Annotated in this window: 14 protein-coding genes and 2 tRNA genes; 6 read left to right on the top strand and 10 right to left on the bottom strand. The window is 49.6% G+C overall.

What is annotated here, in order from left to right:
* Positions 1 to 353 precede the first annotated feature (353 nt).
* Both ACR0QE_RS11335 and ACR0QE_RS11330 read left to right on the top strand, forming a co-directional pair.
* Positions 354 to 2348 (top strand): heavy metal translocating P-type ATPase, encoded by a 1995-nt coding sequence (locus ACR0QE_RS11335; RefSeq protein ID WP_432628459.1) that lies wholly within the window; start codon positions 354 to 356, stop codon positions 2346 to 2348.
* Positions 2345 to 2515: a hypothetical protein gene (locus tag ACR0QE_RS11330; protein WP_432628458.1), complete on the top strand. Its 171-nt coding sequence runs from the start codon at positions 2345 to 2347 to the stop codon at positions 2513 to 2515. Before ACR0QE_RS11335 ends, ACR0QE_RS11330 begins: the two co-directional genes overlap by 4 nt.
* A 149-nt stretch (positions 2516 to 2664) precedes the next feature.
* On the opposite strand, the gene ACR0QE_RS11325 is transcribed toward ACR0QE_RS11330, so the two are convergent.
* The 10 genes from ACR0QE_RS11325 to ACR0QE_RS11280 all read right to left on the bottom strand — a co-directional run bounded on the left by ACR0QE_RS11325 (position 2665) and on the right by ACR0QE_RS11280 (position 12533).
* Entirely contained in the window at positions 2665 to 3282 is a 618-nt protein-coding gene (locus tag ACR0QE_RS11325; RefSeq protein ID WP_432628457.1) for a V-type ATP synthase subunit D, read from the bottom strand.
* A gap of 22 nt (positions 3283 to 3304) precedes the next feature.
* Positions 3305 to 4744, bottom strand: a complete 1440-nt coding sequence (locus tag ACR0QE_RS11320) for a V-type ATP synthase subunit B (protein ID WP_432628456.1) — start codon at positions 4742 to 4744, stop codon at positions 3305 to 3307.
* Between the two features lie 27 nt (positions 4745 to 4771).
* A complete protein-coding gene (locus ACR0QE_RS11315; RefSeq protein WP_432628455.1) occupies positions 4772 to 6538 on the bottom strand; it encodes a V-type ATP synthase subunit A in 1767 nt (588 codons plus the stop codon).
* Entirely contained in the window at positions 6531 to 7136 is a 606-nt protein-coding gene (locus ACR0QE_RS11310) for a V-type ATP synthase subunit E (protein ID WP_432628454.1), read from the bottom strand. The genes ACR0QE_RS11315 and ACR0QE_RS11310 overlap by 8 nt, the downstream gene beginning before the upstream one ends.
* A 36-nt stretch (positions 7137 to 7172) precedes the next feature.
* Positions 7173 to 7481, bottom strand: a complete 309-nt coding sequence (locus tag ACR0QE_RS11305) for a V-type ATP synthase subunit F (RefSeq protein WP_432628453.1) — start codon at positions 7479 to 7481, stop codon at positions 7173 to 7175.
* 4 nt (positions 7482 to 7485) lie between these two features.
* A complete protein-coding gene (locus ACR0QE_RS11300; protein ID WP_432628452.1) occupies positions 7486 to 7914 on the bottom strand; it encodes an ATP synthase subunit C in 429 nt (142 codons plus the stop codon).
* Between the two features lie 47 nt (positions 7915 to 7961).
* Positions 7962 to 9899, bottom strand: a complete 1938-nt coding sequence (locus ACR0QE_RS11295; protein WP_432628451.1) for a V-type ATP synthase subunit I — start codon at positions 9897 to 9899, stop codon at positions 7962 to 7964.
* Positions 9900 to 9912: 13 nt separating this feature from the next.
* Positions 9913 to 10956, bottom strand: coding sequence for a V0D/AC39 family V-type ATPase subunit (locus ACR0QE_RS11290; RefSeq protein WP_432628450.1), 1044 nt, complete (start codon positions 10954 to 10956; stop codon positions 9913 to 9915).
* 4 nt (positions 10957 to 10960) lie between these two features.
* On the bottom strand, positions 10961 to 11272 hold the full coding sequence (locus ACR0QE_RS11285) for an ATPase (RefSeq protein WP_432628449.1): 312 nt from the start codon (positions 11270 to 11272) through the stop codon (positions 10961 to 10963).
* A gap of 403 nt (positions 11273 to 11675) precedes the next feature.
* Positions 11676 to 12533 carry an SH3 domain-containing protein gene (locus tag ACR0QE_RS11280; protein ID WP_432628448.1) on the bottom strand — a complete coding sequence of 286 codons (858 nt, stop codon included), beginning with the start codon at positions 12531 to 12533 and terminating at the stop codon, positions 11676 to 11678.
* 319 nt (positions 12534 to 12852) lie between these two features.
* Here ACR0QE_RS11280 and trmB point away from each other — a divergent pair, with 319 nt between their 5' ends.
* The 4 genes from trmB (at position 12853) to ACR0QE_RS11260 (ending at position 14655) form a co-directional block, all read left to right on the top strand.
* On the top strand, positions 12853 to 13488 hold the full coding sequence (trmB, locus tag ACR0QE_RS11275) for a tRNA (guanosine(46)-N7)-methyltransferase TrmB (protein WP_432628447.1): 636 nt from the start codon (positions 12853 to 12855) through the stop codon (positions 13486 to 13488).
* Positions 13489 to 13786: 298 nt separating this feature from the next.
* Positions 13787 to 14101: a thioredoxin gene (gene trxA, locus ACR0QE_RS11270; RefSeq protein WP_432628446.1), complete on the top strand. Its 315-nt coding sequence runs from the start codon at positions 13787 to 13789 to the stop codon at positions 14099 to 14101.
* 101 nt (positions 14102 to 14202) lie between these two features.
* Positions 14203 to 14275: transfer RNA gene (locus ACR0QE_RS11265), tRNA-Lys, on the top strand.
* A 307-nt stretch (positions 14276 to 14582) separates the two neighbouring features.
* Positions 14583 to 14655: transfer RNA gene (locus ACR0QE_RS11260), tRNA-Lys, on the top strand.
* Positions 14656 to 14900 lie beyond the last annotated feature (245 nt).

Genomic DNA, 14900 nt, shown 5'->3' with positions numbered 1-14900 from the left:
ATCAGAATAACTCCTTTCTTGGATGTAGGTTTATAGTTTTTAGTCAACTCTATTATACCATATCCGGTGAGGAGTTATTTGTTTATAGGTAACAAAAAATGCCGTATTTATGCGGCTTGTGGCGTTTCGCAAACGCCTAAAAGATTGAATAAAGAGAGGATACATTTGTCCATGAAGGGATAGATGTCATCCTCTTTTTTTATGGGAAAAATTTTGGGAGAGTGAGAGAATCCCTTGACAACTAATACCCCTATGGGTATAATGACACACAGATAATATACATATAGAGGTATAGGTAATTACAGCAGCGCAAATGATTCTGGTAGGTATTATTTAGAAGGAGGAAATTCAGTATGATAGAAAAACTGGAAGAATTTCTGGAATGGGGAGGAACGAGAAAAAACATTGTCTGTCTGATTCTCTCTGCGATTGCACTGGTGATCAGTATTTTTGATCTGGTTCCACTGCCGTTTGACGCATCGTGGATCGCGATTGTTCTGTGCGGAGTGCCGATTATTCTTGAGGCGATCATTGGTCTTGTGACAGAGTTTGACATTAAAGCGGACGTGCTCGTCTCGATCGCACTGATTGCGTCGATCATTATCCGTGAAGATTTTGCAGCCGGAGAGGTCGCATTCATCATGCAGCTCGGTGCGCTTCTCGAGGATTTGACTGTCGCAAAGGCGAGAGCGGGAATTGAGAAGCTTGTCCACCTGACTCCGCGCACGGCGAGAGTTATCGGAACAAATTTAGGAAATCAGGGGGCTGAGACCGAGAAAATCATCCCTGCCGAGAACGTGAAGATCGGTGATCTTCTGCGAGTGCTTCCGGGCGAGACGGTTCCGGTGGATGGAGTGATTGTCTCCGGTCAGACTTCGATCAATCAGGCAGTCATGACCGGAGAGTCCCTGCCGGTTGATAAGAGTGTCGGAGATGAAGTATCGAGTGGAACGGTCAACCAGTTTGGTGCGTTCGATATGCGCGCGACGAGAGTCGGAGAGGACAGCTCGATCCAGAGAATGATTCGTCTTGTCCAGTCTGCGGATGCGGGAAAGGCGAAGATTGTGAGTCTTGCAGACCGCTGGGCGACGTGGATTGTCGTGACAGCACTCACAGCATCTGTTCTGACCTGGTTTGTGACAGGGCAGATCATCCGCTCTGTGACGATCCTCGTTGTGTTCTGTCCGTGTGCGCTTGTGCTTGCGACACCGACGGCGATCATGGCAGCAATCGGAAATGCGACAAGTCATGGATTTCTTGTGCGAGAGGGAGATGCGCTTGAGCGTCTGGCTCAGGTGACGGACATCGCATTTGATAAGACGGGAACACTTACTTTCGGAACGCCGGAAGTTCAGGCGGTTCACAGCTCTCTTCCGGAGATTTCAGATCAGGAGCTTTACTGGCTTTCTGCGTGTGCCGAGCAGAAATCGGAGCATCCACTCGGAAAGGCAGTTGTGCGCTGTTTCAAAAAGGAGAAGAGCACGGGTCAGGATGTGCTTGCAGAACTCACAGACTTTGAGATGATTCCGGGGCGCGGAGTGCGTGCAAGAATTGATGGGACAGGTTATCTGAAAGAAGCCTGTAAAGGAGTTCAAAAATTTGATTCGGAACAGAAATATGGGGCTATTTCTGAAAAAATTCCGGCAGATGTGGAGATTCTTGCGGGAAATGAGGAGCTTCTGCGTGAGTGGAAGATTGAACTTCCGCAGGAGATCGATGAGTCGGCAGACACTTATCGGAAAGAGGGCTGTACGATCATTTATCTCGCAGTTGGAGGTCGGGCTGGCGGTTTTCTTGCACTGTCTGATACGGTTCGCCCGGACGCAAAGAAGACGATCGCAGAGATCTGTGAGGCAAAGGTCACTCCGGTGCTTCTGACCGGAGATCACCTTCAGTCGGCAGAGACGATCGCAAATCGAATTGGAATCAAGCAGTTTCGTGCCGAATGTCTTCCGGAAGACAAGCTGCGCTTTATTGAGGAGAGCCAGAAATCCAGTCATCCGGTGTGTATGATCGGAGATGGAATCAACGATGCACCGGCGTTAAAAAAAGCTCATGTCGGAATCGCGATGGGCGGAGTCGGAAGTGACATTGCGGTCGATGCTGCGGATATTGCGCTTGTCAACGATGAGATCCGTGAGCTTCCGCATCTTCTGCTTCTCGCGAGAAGAATGATGTTCACAATTCGCTGTAACCTGACATTCTCGATGACGTTGAATTTCATCGCAATTGTCCTTGCAATTACCGGAAAATTGAATCCGGTTGCAGGTGCCCTTGTCCACAACAGCGGTTCGGTCTTTGTCATTATCAATTCGGCTTTATTATTGAAATGGAGGAAAAAATCATGATGGTAGCAGTTATTGCATGCGTAATTGGCGTTCTTATTTTAGTAGCAGGTTTGGTTTATTTAAAGCAGAATCAGAATGATGCAGAATCCCGGACAATTTACACGGTTACAGCAGTGATTGGAGCAGTCATTGTGATTGCTTCTCTTGTGCGACTTTTCATCATGTGATTATGATTTATCAAAAGATAAGATATTAAGATATAAGATATATTTTTCGGACATAGCAAAACCTCCCTGTGTAGTTCTTATCCTACATGGGGAGGTTTCTTATTTTTTTTTATCTAATATCCATTTTTCCGGTTTGGTTTGCAGACTTTTTATGAGTCCTTCATTCTCTTGATGACTTTCAGTCTCGTGAATTCCTCACGGTCTTTCTCCTCGAGGGAGTTCGTGATGTTCGTGACGAGAGTCTGGTAAGTCGGGATTGTGATATTTTTGAGTGCGTTTGCGCGCTTCTGTGTCTTGCGGATGCTTCCGGCGAGACGGTAGGCGGAATTCTCGACCATCGAGAGCTTGATCGTCAGCTCCTTCACCTTCTCGAACTGCATCCGGGCATCATCGAGGGATTCCTTCGTACTGTAAAGTGCGTAGGTCAGTGCAGGAGGAGTCGGGTCATGCTGGACGAGCGGGATCTCCGTTCCCATGATGCTTCGCGTCTTGATGCGGATTGTGTCGTCAACGGGCATCGAGGTTGCGATCTCCTGTACAAAGTTGATGCCAAGCTCAATATTTGCACGCTCGAGCGCCTTATAGGCGGAGGTGAAGGTTGCATCAATCTCCGCCTGAATGTCCTTTGCCTGATCGATGAGTCCCATCAGCTCGCGCAGAAGGATATTTCGCTTCTTGTCCATCAGCACATAGCCCTGACTCGCAAGCGCGAGGGAATTCTTTGCGAGAATCAGATTTCCCTTTGTGGGAAAGGTATTCAGATTCATAAAGTAACCTCCTTCCCCTCACTTATTCCGCGTCAGAAGTATCAGCGGTCTTGTCAGCCGGTACGAGGTCCCCATTGTGGTCGATCATCGTCGGATGGTAGTACTGGTCAAGCACTTTGGTGTCGATACGGTCGAGTTCTGCGCGGGGCAGAAGACCGAGCAGGTTCCAGCCGATTGTCAGCGTCTGGATGATATTTCGGTTCTCATGTGGATCCTGACCGACGAAACGGTGCTCAAACTCACGTCCGAAGACAAGATACTGCTTGTCGATCGGGGAGAGTTCATCTTCACCGATGACGGAGGCAAGTGCACGGGCATCTCCTACCTTTGCGTAACAGGAGAAGAGCTGGTTTGCGACATCCTGATGGTCAGCACGCGTGAAGCCCTCTCCGATTCCATCCTTCATCAGACGCGACAGGCTCGGAAGGACGCTGATCGGCGGGTAGACCGACTGACCGTTTAACGAGCGGTCGAGAACGATCTGTCCCTCGGTGATGTATCCGGTCAGGTCAGGGATCGGGTGCGTGATGTCGTCGTTCGGCATCGTCAGAATCGGGATCTGGGTGACAGATCCATTGACTCCGCTCACGATACCGGCGCGCTCGTAGAGTGCCGCGAGTTCACTGTATAAGTATCCCGGGTAACCTTTTCTCGAAGGAATCTCACCTTTTGAGGAGGATACCTCACGCATTGCCTCAGCGAATGAGGTCATATCCGTCAGGATAACGAGGATGTGCATGTTTTTCTCAAATGCGAGGTACTCGGCGAGGGTCAGTGCACATTTCGGCGTGATCAGACGCTCAACGACCGGGTCGTTTGCGAGGTTCATGAACATTGCAACGTGGGAAGAGACACCGCTCTCCTCGAATGTCCGGCGGAAAAAGTCTGCGACATCGTGCTTGACACCCATTGCGGCAAAGACGATTGCAAACTCCTCATCGGAGTCATCTCCGAGTGAAGCCTGCTGTACAATCTGGGCGGCAAGCTGGTCGTGCGGAAGACCGTTTCCGGAGAAAATCGGAAGTTTCTGGCCGCGGATCAGCGTCATCAGACCGTCAATTGCAGAGATTCCGGTACGGATGTAGTTTCGCGGATATTCACGGGTGACCGGGTTTAAGGGCTGACCGTTGACGTCGAGCATTTTCTCAGGGAAGATTTCCCCGAGTCCGTCGATCGGGACACCGATACCGTTCATCGTTCTTCCGAGCATCTCCTCGGAAACGCCAAGCTCCATCGGGTGTCCGGTCAGTCTGGTGTGAACGTTTTTGAGTCCGAGTCCCTCGGTTCCCTCAAAAACCTGAATGATTGCCTTATCTTTATATGCCTCGATGATACGGCCGAGTTTCTTTTTGGAACCGTCCACCGTCATCTCCACAATCTCATCGTAGGCGGCATTCTGGACGCCTTCGAGAACGACCATCGGGCCATTGATTGCACTCAGGCCAAGATATTCGATTGCCATAATAAAAATCCCTCCTTGTGCAGTTTCTTAGGCATTGCGCTCCACGACACTGTCGTAGAAGCGGTCAATCTGTTTCTTGTAGTCGTCAAGCATCTCTAAGCGATCGTTCGGGACGTCGTACTTGATGGAGATGATTTTATCAAAAATCGAGTCCTCTTTCAGCACGGACATCGGCATTCCCATCGAGATCAGGGAACGGGATTTCTGGTAGAGATAGAGGATGACGTCCATCATCTTGAACTGCTTTTCCATCGGAACGCAGGTGTCGTCTTTGTGGAAAGCGTTCTGCTGAAGGAAACCGACACGGATGACTTTGGCGATCTCAAGAATCAGTTTCTGATCATCCGGAAGAACATCGGCACCGATCAGCTTGACGATCTCCATCAGGCTGCTCTCCTGAGAAAGCAGGTAGACGATCTGGTTGCGGTAGTCGACGAAGCGTTTGTCGACGTGCTCGGTGTACCACGGGGCGAGATCGGTCAGATACTCAGAGTAACTCGTCAGCCAGGAGATTGCCGGGAAGTGTCTCGCGTAGGCGAGGTTCTTGTCCAGTCCCCAGAAGCAGCGGACGAAACGCTTTGTGTTCTGCGTCACAGGCTCGGAGAAATCACCGCCCTGCGGGGAGACGGCACCGATGATCGTCACGCTTCCCTCGGTTCCGTTCAAGTTCTGCATCATGCCGGCGCGCTCGTAGAAAGCGGACAGACGGGATGCAAGGTAAGCCGGGAAACCTTCCTCGGCAGGCATTTCCTCGAGTCGTCCGGACAGCTCACGCAGGGCCTCTGCCCATCGGGAGGTTGAGTCTGCCATGATCGCAACGTGGTAGCCCATATCGCGGTAGTACTCTGCAAGCGTCAGACCGGAGTAAAGGCTTGCCTCACGCGCCGCAACCGGCATATTTGAAGTGTTTGCGATCAGCGTCGTGCGGTCCATCAGAGGATTGCCGGTCTTCGGGTCGATCAGGTGGGAGAACTCCTCGAGAACCTGGGTCATCTCGTTTCCGCGCTCTCCGCAGCCGATGTAGATGATGATGTTTGCGTCGGACCACTTTGCGATCTGATGCTGGGTCATTGTCTTTCCGGTTCCGAATCCGCCCGGGATCGCAGCGGTGCCGCCCTTTGCGAGCGGGAACATCGTGTCGAGGATACGCTGACCGGTGACGAGGGGCTGGGTTGCCGGGAAACGCTTTGCCGTCGGGCGAGCCACGCGGATCGGCCACTTCTGGGTCATCGTCAGTTTCTCCTCTGTTCCGTCAGAGAGCTGAAGCGTCACAAGAGGCTCATCGATTGTATACTCGCCGTCCGGAACGACATCGAGGATAAATCCCTCTTTATCGGGAGGAACCATGACTTTGTGGGTGATTGCCGGAGTCTCCGGAACCTCGGCGATGATCGTTCCGCCGAAGACGCGGTCGCCCTTTTTGACGGTCATGTGGGTCTTCCACTTTTTCTCCGTGTCAAGGGAGGAAACATGGACACCGCGGTTGATGTAGGCACCGCCGGTCTTTGCGATCTCGCTTAACGGCCGCTCAATTCCGTCGAAGATGTTTGTCAGGATGCCGGGAGCCAGAGTAACGGATACCGGGGCACCGGTTCCAGTCACGATCTCGCCCGGACGGATACCGGTCGTCTCCTCATAGACCTGAATGATCGTGTCGTCGGATTTCAGACCGATGACCTCGCCGACGAGGTTGTCTTTGCCGACGTAGACCATCTCATTCATTGTGAAGCCCGGATCTCCCTTCAGGTGGATGATCGGGCCGTTGATTCCGTAAATAATACCTGTTTTACTCATCTGCGCTGTCTCCTTCCTCAAGGCTTAAATCAAAATGGAAGTTTTCTCTTGCCTCCTCAAGACGGGTCTGAAACGAGTTGTCAATCAGAATGTGGCGGGAGGGAATCACAGCGCGGGAACCGCCCCCGAAAGAGAATTCGCTGATCTTGATCTGCGCGTGTCCATAATGAAGAGAAAGCCGCTTCTGTTTGTCCTCATCGACCGGATCAAGATAGATGATGATCGGATCGTCGGCGGCAAATTCGACGGCATTTGCAATCTGGTGTTCCAGAAGTTTCAGATATTCCGGTGTCTCAAGGAAGTTGGCAAGCTGGTCTCTCAGCTCCACAAAAAGTTTGTCTTTCAGCTCTTCCTGTTTCTGACCGAGAGCGCGCCGGATATCAATCTGCTCCACTGCGAGCTTTTTATTGATCTCTCTCTCAATTTTCTCGGTTTCCTGTTCGATCTGCATGGCTGCACGGCGCTTTGCGTCGGCCTGGTGCTGCTTGAAGGTTTCCTCGAGAGCATTCATATATTCGTCCAGCATCCGGTTGCTCCGGGTTCTGGCATCTTCCATACAGGTATCCAGAAAATGCTGTAATTTTTCCTCAGTTGTCAAGACGGTCACCTGCTTTCTATATTTCTATTTTGTAGCTTATAATTTCAATCCGATGGCTTCATTCACATAGGAAGTGATAAAGTCCGGTCTGCGGCCGGTTCCGTGGCGGTCCGGAATCTCCACAAACAGCGGATGTCTGTGGTTGAGTTTGACGTCATTGACGAGATCCGGATAATCCCTTCCGAATTTCTCGGTCAGAAGAACGATTCCGATTTCACGGTCAGCCAGAACCTTATCGAGTGCTTCCTTCAGCTCATTTTTTTCATGGACGACAACACCTTCGACACCTGCCAGGCGCATACCTGTCCAGGTGTCGATGTTGTCGCTGATTAAATACATTTTCATGGAATTACAGTTTGCCCAGGATCATGAAGGAAATGATCAGTCCATACAGGCAGACACCTTCGGCAAGACCTACGAAGATGAGGGATTTACCAAGAATTGAGCTGTCCTCGCTGATTGCGCCCAGAGCGGCGGATGCGGCTGCGGAAACGGCGATACCACCACCGATGCAGGCAAGACCGGTTGAGAGGGCTGCTGCGATGTAGCCGAAGCCTGCAACGCTTGATACAGCTGCCTCAGTCTCTGCTGCGAATGCGTGTCCGGAGAACATCATTGCGCCGGCTGCGACGAGAGTTCCCATAAACAGGAAAACGTTGACAGCGAGAGCGGTCTTATAACGGCCTTTTGTCTTTTCTCCTGCTGCAAATGCGCCGAACGGAACGGCGATGCTTAAAATAAGTGCTGCTGCTAATGTGATTTTTGCTAATACGGTCATGATTGTTTTCTCCTTTATATTATTATTTGAATGAAAACTTTGCTTTTTTATGCTTCTTTCGACTTTCCATAAGGCTTGAATGCGCGTCCGGTGCCGCGGTAGAAGCGGCTGAACAGCTCATAATATTCCAGACGAAGCACCTGGATGCCTACAATCAGGCCCTCCATGCCGCAGACGAACAGGTTTCCGAGGATGACGACGATCCAGTTCGGGCTTCCGCCGGATTCTGCACCTGCAAGCATCAGGACAACCTCCATCATTGCCGCATGGCTGACCGCGAAGGCGCCGACACGGACGAACGAAAGGGTGTTGGAAAAATAGCTTAAAAGCAATTCAAACATTTCAAAAAATCCCTGTACAAAGAACATGCCCTTTTCCTTTGGCATGACTTCTGCTTTTTTCTCAAGAACAGCGGTGAGCGGTTCCTTGAAGAAGATGATCAGCAGAGGGAGGATAAACATGACGAGCAGAATTCCGGTTGCCGGGAGAGTCTGTCCGGTCATGTAGAGGACAATCGTGAGGACCGCTGCGCCATAGAAGACGATTCCGGCGACTCCGTTGTTGTCAAAATATGCCTTCTCCGGATCGTGGGAGCGCAGGCTGTTGATGATGTTTAAGATCATCGTCAGCAGGATGATTCCCATGCCGAGTGCAATTGCAACGACAAATACCGTGTTCAGGTTTCCGATAAACGGAAGCTTTGTCATCGCTTCCTTCGGTCTCAGCCAGAGAGGTTCGATGATGTTCTCAAAGCCGAAGACGCTTCCGAACAGAAAACCGAAGATCGTTGAGAAGACTCCGCAGCAGGAAATGATTGCTGCAAGATTCATCTTCTTCGTGCGGTAGAGCAGGAAACCTCCGATCAGAAGACAGAGCCCCTGACCGACATCTCCGAACATGAAGCCGAAGAGGATTGAGTAGGTGATTCCGAGAAGAATCGTAGGATCGATCTCTCCGTAGGACGGCAGTCCGTACATCTGAAGAAACATCTCAAACGGTTTGAAGAGTCCCGGGTTTTTCAGCTTTGTCGGCGGTTTGCTGATCACATTCTCATGGTTATCCTCGAGGAAGCAGAACGTGTCTGCATCGTGCTCGATCTCCTTGCAGAAGGCGGTCGCATTCTCCTCCGTCATCCATCCACAGATGATGTAGAAGGTGTGATCGTGGTTCGTCGTGCAGGCTGCGAGCTTGCGGACATCGAAGTTTGAGGAGTAAACCGAGAGCCGGTGGCTTGCAGCGGCGAGATCCTCCCGATGGGAATTCAGGATTTCCGAGATCTGTGTGTCGACACCGCGAAGCTGTTCATCGACGTCAGAAAGCTGCTTTTCGAGGCTGTGCGTCGCATCGACCGGGGTACCTTCGTATTCATCCGGCAGGAAGAAACGCTCGAAATGCAGGGAGGCGTAGATCGCGTCAATCTTTTCGTGAACGGAATCCGGCACGAAATAGATCAGCCAGACATACTCGGCATCTTCCTGGCATTTGTGAACGACAGTGTCGATCGTGTCGTAGGCATATGCCATGAATTTCTCGTAGTACTCGTGTGTCATGCGTCCGAAACGGAAGCGGACGTATTTGAAATTCAAGATATCGCGGACTTCGTAATTCAGATCCGTAAACGGAATGATGTTGGAGATCGAAGTCTGGATTCTGTCCTGCTCTTTTAAGAGATTTTCCCGCTTTGCAGAGAGTTTTTTCAGCTCCCCGTCAAGATTGTGGACAATCTGAACGGCTTCCTCGATTGAGACTTCCTTTTTGGGGGATGCCGGAAGCGGTTCATGAAAGGCGGCAGCAAGCTCTGCAGCGGTCTGAAGTTCTCCCTTGTATGGGTTGGTTTCCACGTATGGTCTCAGCCCGGACACCGATTTGAGTTCGGAAAGCGCATTTTCCAGATGAATCTCATATTTGGAGAGATACTGGTCAATGACGCGGTCGATGTCGGCCTTTGGACCGGTGATGCGCAGAAATTTCATTTTTTCTATCACAGGTAAGACCTCCTTATTGTTTCTCTACCAGCGCGATAATCTCGCCGGCGTCAAGCCGGTAACGGATACCCTCGAGCGTGGTAATGATTTTTTGAAGTTCCAGTTCCTTAAAATAGAGATAGGAATCGAGAATTGCGACAGAGTAGGGATATCTGCGCCCGGCATTTGCATAGATCTGATTGCAGATCTGATGATAGAGCGTCTCAATATCCGGTTTTTCGCTGATCTCGCTTCTCTGGAATTTCCAGTAAAACGTCTCGCGCAGGACAGAGAAGAATTCCTCATTGTCCGCGGACTCCGCAAGGTGGCGGACCTGATCCGGTTTCAGCTTGTAATTGACCGGAATCAGAAGTGCGTAGATGTCGGACGGCGACAGGTGATAGTAGTGGCGCGCGCGGTAAATCCACTGAATATTCAGAAGATCAAGGCGACATCCGAAGCACTGTTCAAGTGCGTGGCGTTCCTCACGGCTGAGCATTTTGTTCTTGACTTTCCATTGAGTCCGGAAGTAAAAGAGATCCAGATTCATTTCGAGGTCGAACATTGTGCAGGTGTCTTTTGAGGCAAGTTCCGATAGAACCTCATAGTAGGGAGAACCTTTCAGCCGTGAGAGAAAGTCCTCCAGATTTTCCGACTGTGCGAGTGACGTCAGATCGATTTTGGAATGTCGATCAAAGAATTCCTGAAACATGGAGAGATCGAGGACAGCTTCCTGATGTCCCATGACATGTCTGAGAACTCGTTTGATGATGTTAATCTCATAATGCATAAAGTAGAGATCAAGAAATCTGCGCTGCGCAAGATTGGAAAAACGGTAAAGCTTGGCAAAATCCCGGTACTCGGACAGCGTGAGCAGCTGTTCGATGTGCCCGCGGTGCAGGTTGGAATCATCTACGCCTGCAAAAATTTCCGCGTAAGTGGGGCGCTGTTTCAGATAATCGGCGGCACTTCGCACATCCTCAAGTGCAGCCATCTCGTGAAACTGTTCTTCTGAGAGCAGACGGCTTTGCATTGCTCTTACTTTGGTTGTGATTCCGCTGTAAGTCAAAAGGCTCATACCATCACTCCTTTACCAGCTGTTCAAACAGTTTTCGGACATAAGTCCGATGGTGATTGTCGTAGTTCGTCTGCATCCGCGCAAGGAGTGCGTCTGCATCCGACTTTTGCTTTGACAACTTGGAATTCATCTCAATTTCCATCTGATGTTGAAGCTCATGGATTTTTTCTTCTGTCTGCGCATCTAAATCCCGGTCGAAAGCGGCAGTCTTTTCTTCCATTTCCTTGGCGAATGCCTGCTTGCGTTCATTGGCATCGTCCATGACAGATGAAGCGGCAGCCTCGATTTCCGAAATTTTTTTGATAACCTTATCCATCGCGTTCCTCCTTGTCTTTTTCGTGTCCGTCCGGCATCGGCTTTCCGATCTGCCCGGGGCGTGACGACCGGAACAGAGCGGAATGATATGAGCTCGGACAGAGAAAGAAAAAAGATCTATAAGTTTCTACCTATAACTGTAATAGGTTTATACTTAATAGCTCTTCCTTGTATCATCATACACCTTTTGCGGAAAAAAGCCAGAGCAAAAATGCAACAATAATAAAATTTTAACAAAGTTTTTAGGACATTATACACAAAAAATAAAGGGAGCATGGGGAGCATTATACACAAAACTGATATGAAATGAGAAAAAAACGGGATACAGCAGATCTTTTTGCTGTATCCCGGAGTGTTGTTCATAAATGAACTTCAAGTCTCTGTGAGTGTCGGCTTGAAGAAAACTATTCGGTTGTCAGGAATTCTTTGGAGACGTAACCTTCCTGACCGTTGTAATTGATTTTTGCCCAGGCGCCGTCATCGCTGTCTCCGATGTATTCGATTGCAGAGCCGGCGGAGAGCTGACCGAGCTTGTCACCGTCTGTGCTGGGGCGTGAGCGGACATTCAGGTTGCTTGTGGTGCGGTAGATGATCTCCGGCTCTGTCTCGGCGGTGTTGGCCTCATCGGAGGAATCCGAGCTGGTCACAGCTTCCGTCGTCACAGCGGCAGTCGTCTTCTTCTTTCCGGTATCGGAGTTTGGTCTCACGATTTTGATGATAACAAAGAGAAGGGCGATGCAGATGACCGGAATCAACAGTTTCAGAAGATCTGCGGTGGTGAAGGTGATCCCCTTCTGCTTCCGGCTTCTTCCCGAGGAATCCGGGGCAGAGCCTCGCGCCGGTTTGTTCTGGCGTGCGGCAGGCTGGCGTGCAGGTGCGGGGCGGACGCCCTTCTGCGCGTTACGATAATCGTTCGCAAACGTGTAGACTTCCTGAGAAAGTTCATGGTATGCCTGATTGGCACTGTATGCATTGTTATCCCCGTCGTGGACAGCCTTATTGCCGATCATGCGGATCTTGTGGTATCGTTCGCAGGTAGCTTTGCTGATCCAGCGGTTTTTGTACAGGCAGTCGATCATGCTCATCAGATCACTGCTTCCGGTTACGATATCGGCGCGTTCCATCTGAAGACGGACCATGAGTTCGAGTGTCTGGCGCGCTGTAATCATGGCGGAATTGTACTCCTTCTGGCCGATCAGGCGCTCCACTTCATTGACACCCTGTTGGATTTTCTCCCAGTTGATATTTGAATTTGTTCCCATAGACGTTCCTCCTTTGTATAAGCAATACAGCGAAAACATTGCTGTATATGCAGGATGATATCTTTTTTGGCGACCGCGAAAAGCCATTTTGGTCACCTCCATTATACTATAATTTCAGGGTTGCTGTACACCTAAAAATCGTGATATCCGTTTATGCGTTGCAAAATCCATTGCAGTTTGCACAATGAAGGAGGCGTAAGCTGTTTCGGCATGAATCCGGAATATTTGCATAGTTATGTGTCGACAATGGTGGGGAAGTCTGCTAGAATGAAAGAACAGCGGTTTGTGCTGGAAATCAGTTTTGGAGGAAAAAGAAAATATGAGATTGCGCCATATTCAGGGGGCGGAGGAGACGATTGCGACCAGCCCGTTTGTCATTCAGGAACCGGACCAGCATCGAGGTCGTTTTCACGAGGTATTTGGAAACGATCACCCGATTCGGATTGAGGTTGGAATGGGAAAGGGCCAGTTTCTGATGGAACTTGCCGCACGTCATCCGGAGATCAATTTCATCGGAATTGAACGGTATTCCAGCGTTCTTCTGAGAGCGATCCAGAAGAGAGAACAGCTGGAGCTTTCCAATATTTATTTTATGTGCGTGGATGCAAAGGGATTGTCTGAGATCTTCGCACCGGAGGAAGTAGAGAGGATTTATCTGAATTTCTCAGATCCGTGGCCGAAGGACCGCCATGCAAAGAGACGTCTGACTTCCCCGGAGTTTATGAAAGTGTATGACCAGATCTTGAAAAAGGACGGCACAGTGGAATTCAAGACGGACAACCAGGATCTGTTTACCTATTCTCTGGAGTCCATTCCGGAGGCAGGATGGAAGATTGACGCGTACACCCGTGACCTGCATCACAGTGAGATGGCAGAGGGAAATGTTATGACGGAGTACGAGGTGAAGTTTTCCTCCATGGGGAATCCGATCTGCAAACTGATTGCAAGCAGATAACCCAGAGAGGATATGCAGTGATTCTGATAAGAGGATGTCAGCAAAGCTGACTAGAATCACGCGCCAAGTTTCCGCAAGCGTCGGCCTGACATATAATATTGCGAAAAGCTTTGTTTTGAGATGGGGAAGGACCATGTGTCTTCGGGATAAGATTGTGCGGAGTCTGCGGTGCAGCTGCTGCGACAAGGTTGATTTAAACCGAAAGCTTCTTCATCTGGCGAAGTGCATGAAAGAGGCAGAGTCGTGCATAAACCGGGGGAAGTGTGGAAAAAATAAATAGAGAAGGAGAAACATCGATATGGAGAAAAAGTTTACGACGGAAAATTTCGGCACAGAAGTTCTGGCATCTGATAAGGTTGTACTGGTAGATTTCTATGCGGACTGGTGCGGACCGTGCCGGATGGTGGCTCCGGTTGTGGAGCAGATTGCTGAGGAGTATGCAGACCGTGCAGTTGTGGGCAAGCTCAATGTGGATGAGAATGAGGAGATCGCAGTCCGCTATGGCGTGATGTCGATTCCGACTTTAATTGCGTTTAAGAACGGGGAAGTTGCCGGCAAGCTTGTCGGAGTACAGCCGAAAGAAGTGATTGAGCGCCTGATTCAGGAAGCGTAAAAAAAAATTAAAAAAACTGTTGACATTTGTCAAAAGATGAGGTATTATAATGTTCGTGCCGCTGAGGTAAACACTTCACCGGCGCGAACAGAATAAGGAATGCGCCTTTAGCTCAGTTGGTAGAGCAGTAGACTCTTAATCTATTTGTCCAGGGTTCGAGTCCCTGAAGGCGCACGCGAGAGTACTGGTTTTGCAGACAGAGAGCTGCGGGGCCGGTGCTTTTTATTTTGTATGATGGGAAATTGCATCCTATCATACAAACAAAAAATGTTCCGCAGGGGAAGATGGTTGCCGAAGTAACCGCGCCTCGGCGCGAGAATGTGTCAAGGCACATTCTTTCTTATGAAATTTGTATTGTCGGCTTGAATATTTGATTTGAAAATAAAAAATAAAAAAATCTAAAAAAACTGTTGACAAAATTAAAAAACTACGATAGAATAACATTCGTGCTTGTGAGACAGGCACGACAACAAAAGAATATGCGCCTTTAGCTCAGTTGGTAGAGCAGTAGACTCTTAATCTATTTGTCCAGGGTTCGAGTCCCTGAAGGCGCACTTGAAGAAAAGGTTCGAGCATTTTCCGTGGAGAAGGTGTTCGGATTTTTTTTGTCCTTGAATAAGAAATATCCAGAACGAAAGTGTGCGGAATAATAAAATAGGGCTCTATGTCAATAGTTGGGGTGGGATTCTTTGGAATCCCGCCTAATTATTGACTTTAGAGCCATTTTAATAATGAGATCTAAACGTCCTGTTTTTGGGCATGCCAAATAAGCCTCTCTCATTTACCGACCATTTTAACT

The organism is Brotaphodocola sp. (genome assembly GCF_050873065.1).
Lineage (GTDB): Bacteria > Bacillota > Clostridia > Lachnospirales > Lachnospiraceae > Brotaphodocola.
The sequence above is the reverse complement of the archived record's forward strand: the minus strand, read 5'-3'. Positions and strand labels throughout refer to the sequence as shown.

What these genes read in the sequence shown, in the direction of transcription:
- ACR0QE_RS11325 (WP_432628457.1), bottom strand. Translation starts at nt 3,282, where the DNA reads ATGAATCTGAATACCTTTCCCACAAAGGGAAATCTGATTCTCGCAAAG.
- ACR0QE_RS11335 (WP_432628459.1), top strand. Translation starts at nt 354, where the DNA reads ATGATAGAAAAACTGGAAGAATTTCTGGAATGGGGAGGAACGAGAAAA.
- ACR0QE_RS11305 (WP_432628453.1), bottom strand. Translation starts at nt 7,481, where the DNA reads ATGAAAATGTATTTAATCAGCGACAACATCGACACCTGGACAGGTATG.
- ACR0QE_RS11330 (WP_432628458.1), top strand. Translation starts at nt 2,345, where the DNA reads ATGATGGTAGCAGTTATTGCATGCGTAATTGGCGTTCTTATTTTAGTA.
- ACR0QE_RS11280 (WP_432628448.1), bottom strand. Translation starts at nt 12,533, where the DNA reads ATGGGAACAAATTCAAATATCAACTGGGAGAAAATCCAACAGGGTGTC.
- ACR0QE_RS11320 (WP_432628456.1), bottom strand. Translation starts at nt 4,744, where the DNA reads ATGGCAATCGAATATCTTGGCCTGAGTGCAATCAATGGCCCGATGGTC.
- trmB (WP_432628447.1), top strand. Translation starts at nt 12,853, where the DNA reads ATGAGATTGCGCCATATTCAGGGGGCGGAGGAGACGATTGCGACCAGC.
- ACR0QE_RS11290 (WP_432628450.1), bottom strand. Translation starts at nt 10,956, where the DNA reads ATGAGCCTTTTGACTTACAGCGGAATCACAACCAAAGTAAGAGCAATG.
- ACR0QE_RS11315 (WP_432628455.1), bottom strand. Translation starts at nt 6,538, where the DNA reads ATGAGTAAAACAGGTATTATTTACGGAATCAACGGCCCGATCATCCAC.
- trxA (WP_432628446.1), top strand. Translation starts at nt 13,787, where the DNA reads ATGGAGAAAAAGTTTACGACGGAAAATTTCGGCACAGAAGTTCTGGCA.
- ACR0QE_RS11300 (WP_432628452.1), bottom strand. Translation starts at nt 7,914, where the DNA reads ATGACCGTATTAGCAAAAATCACATTAGCAGCAGCACTTATTTTAAGC.
- ACR0QE_RS11285 (WP_432628449.1), bottom strand. Translation starts at nt 11,272, where the DNA reads ATGGATAAGGTTATCAAAAAAATTTCGGAAATCGAGGCTGCCGCTTCA.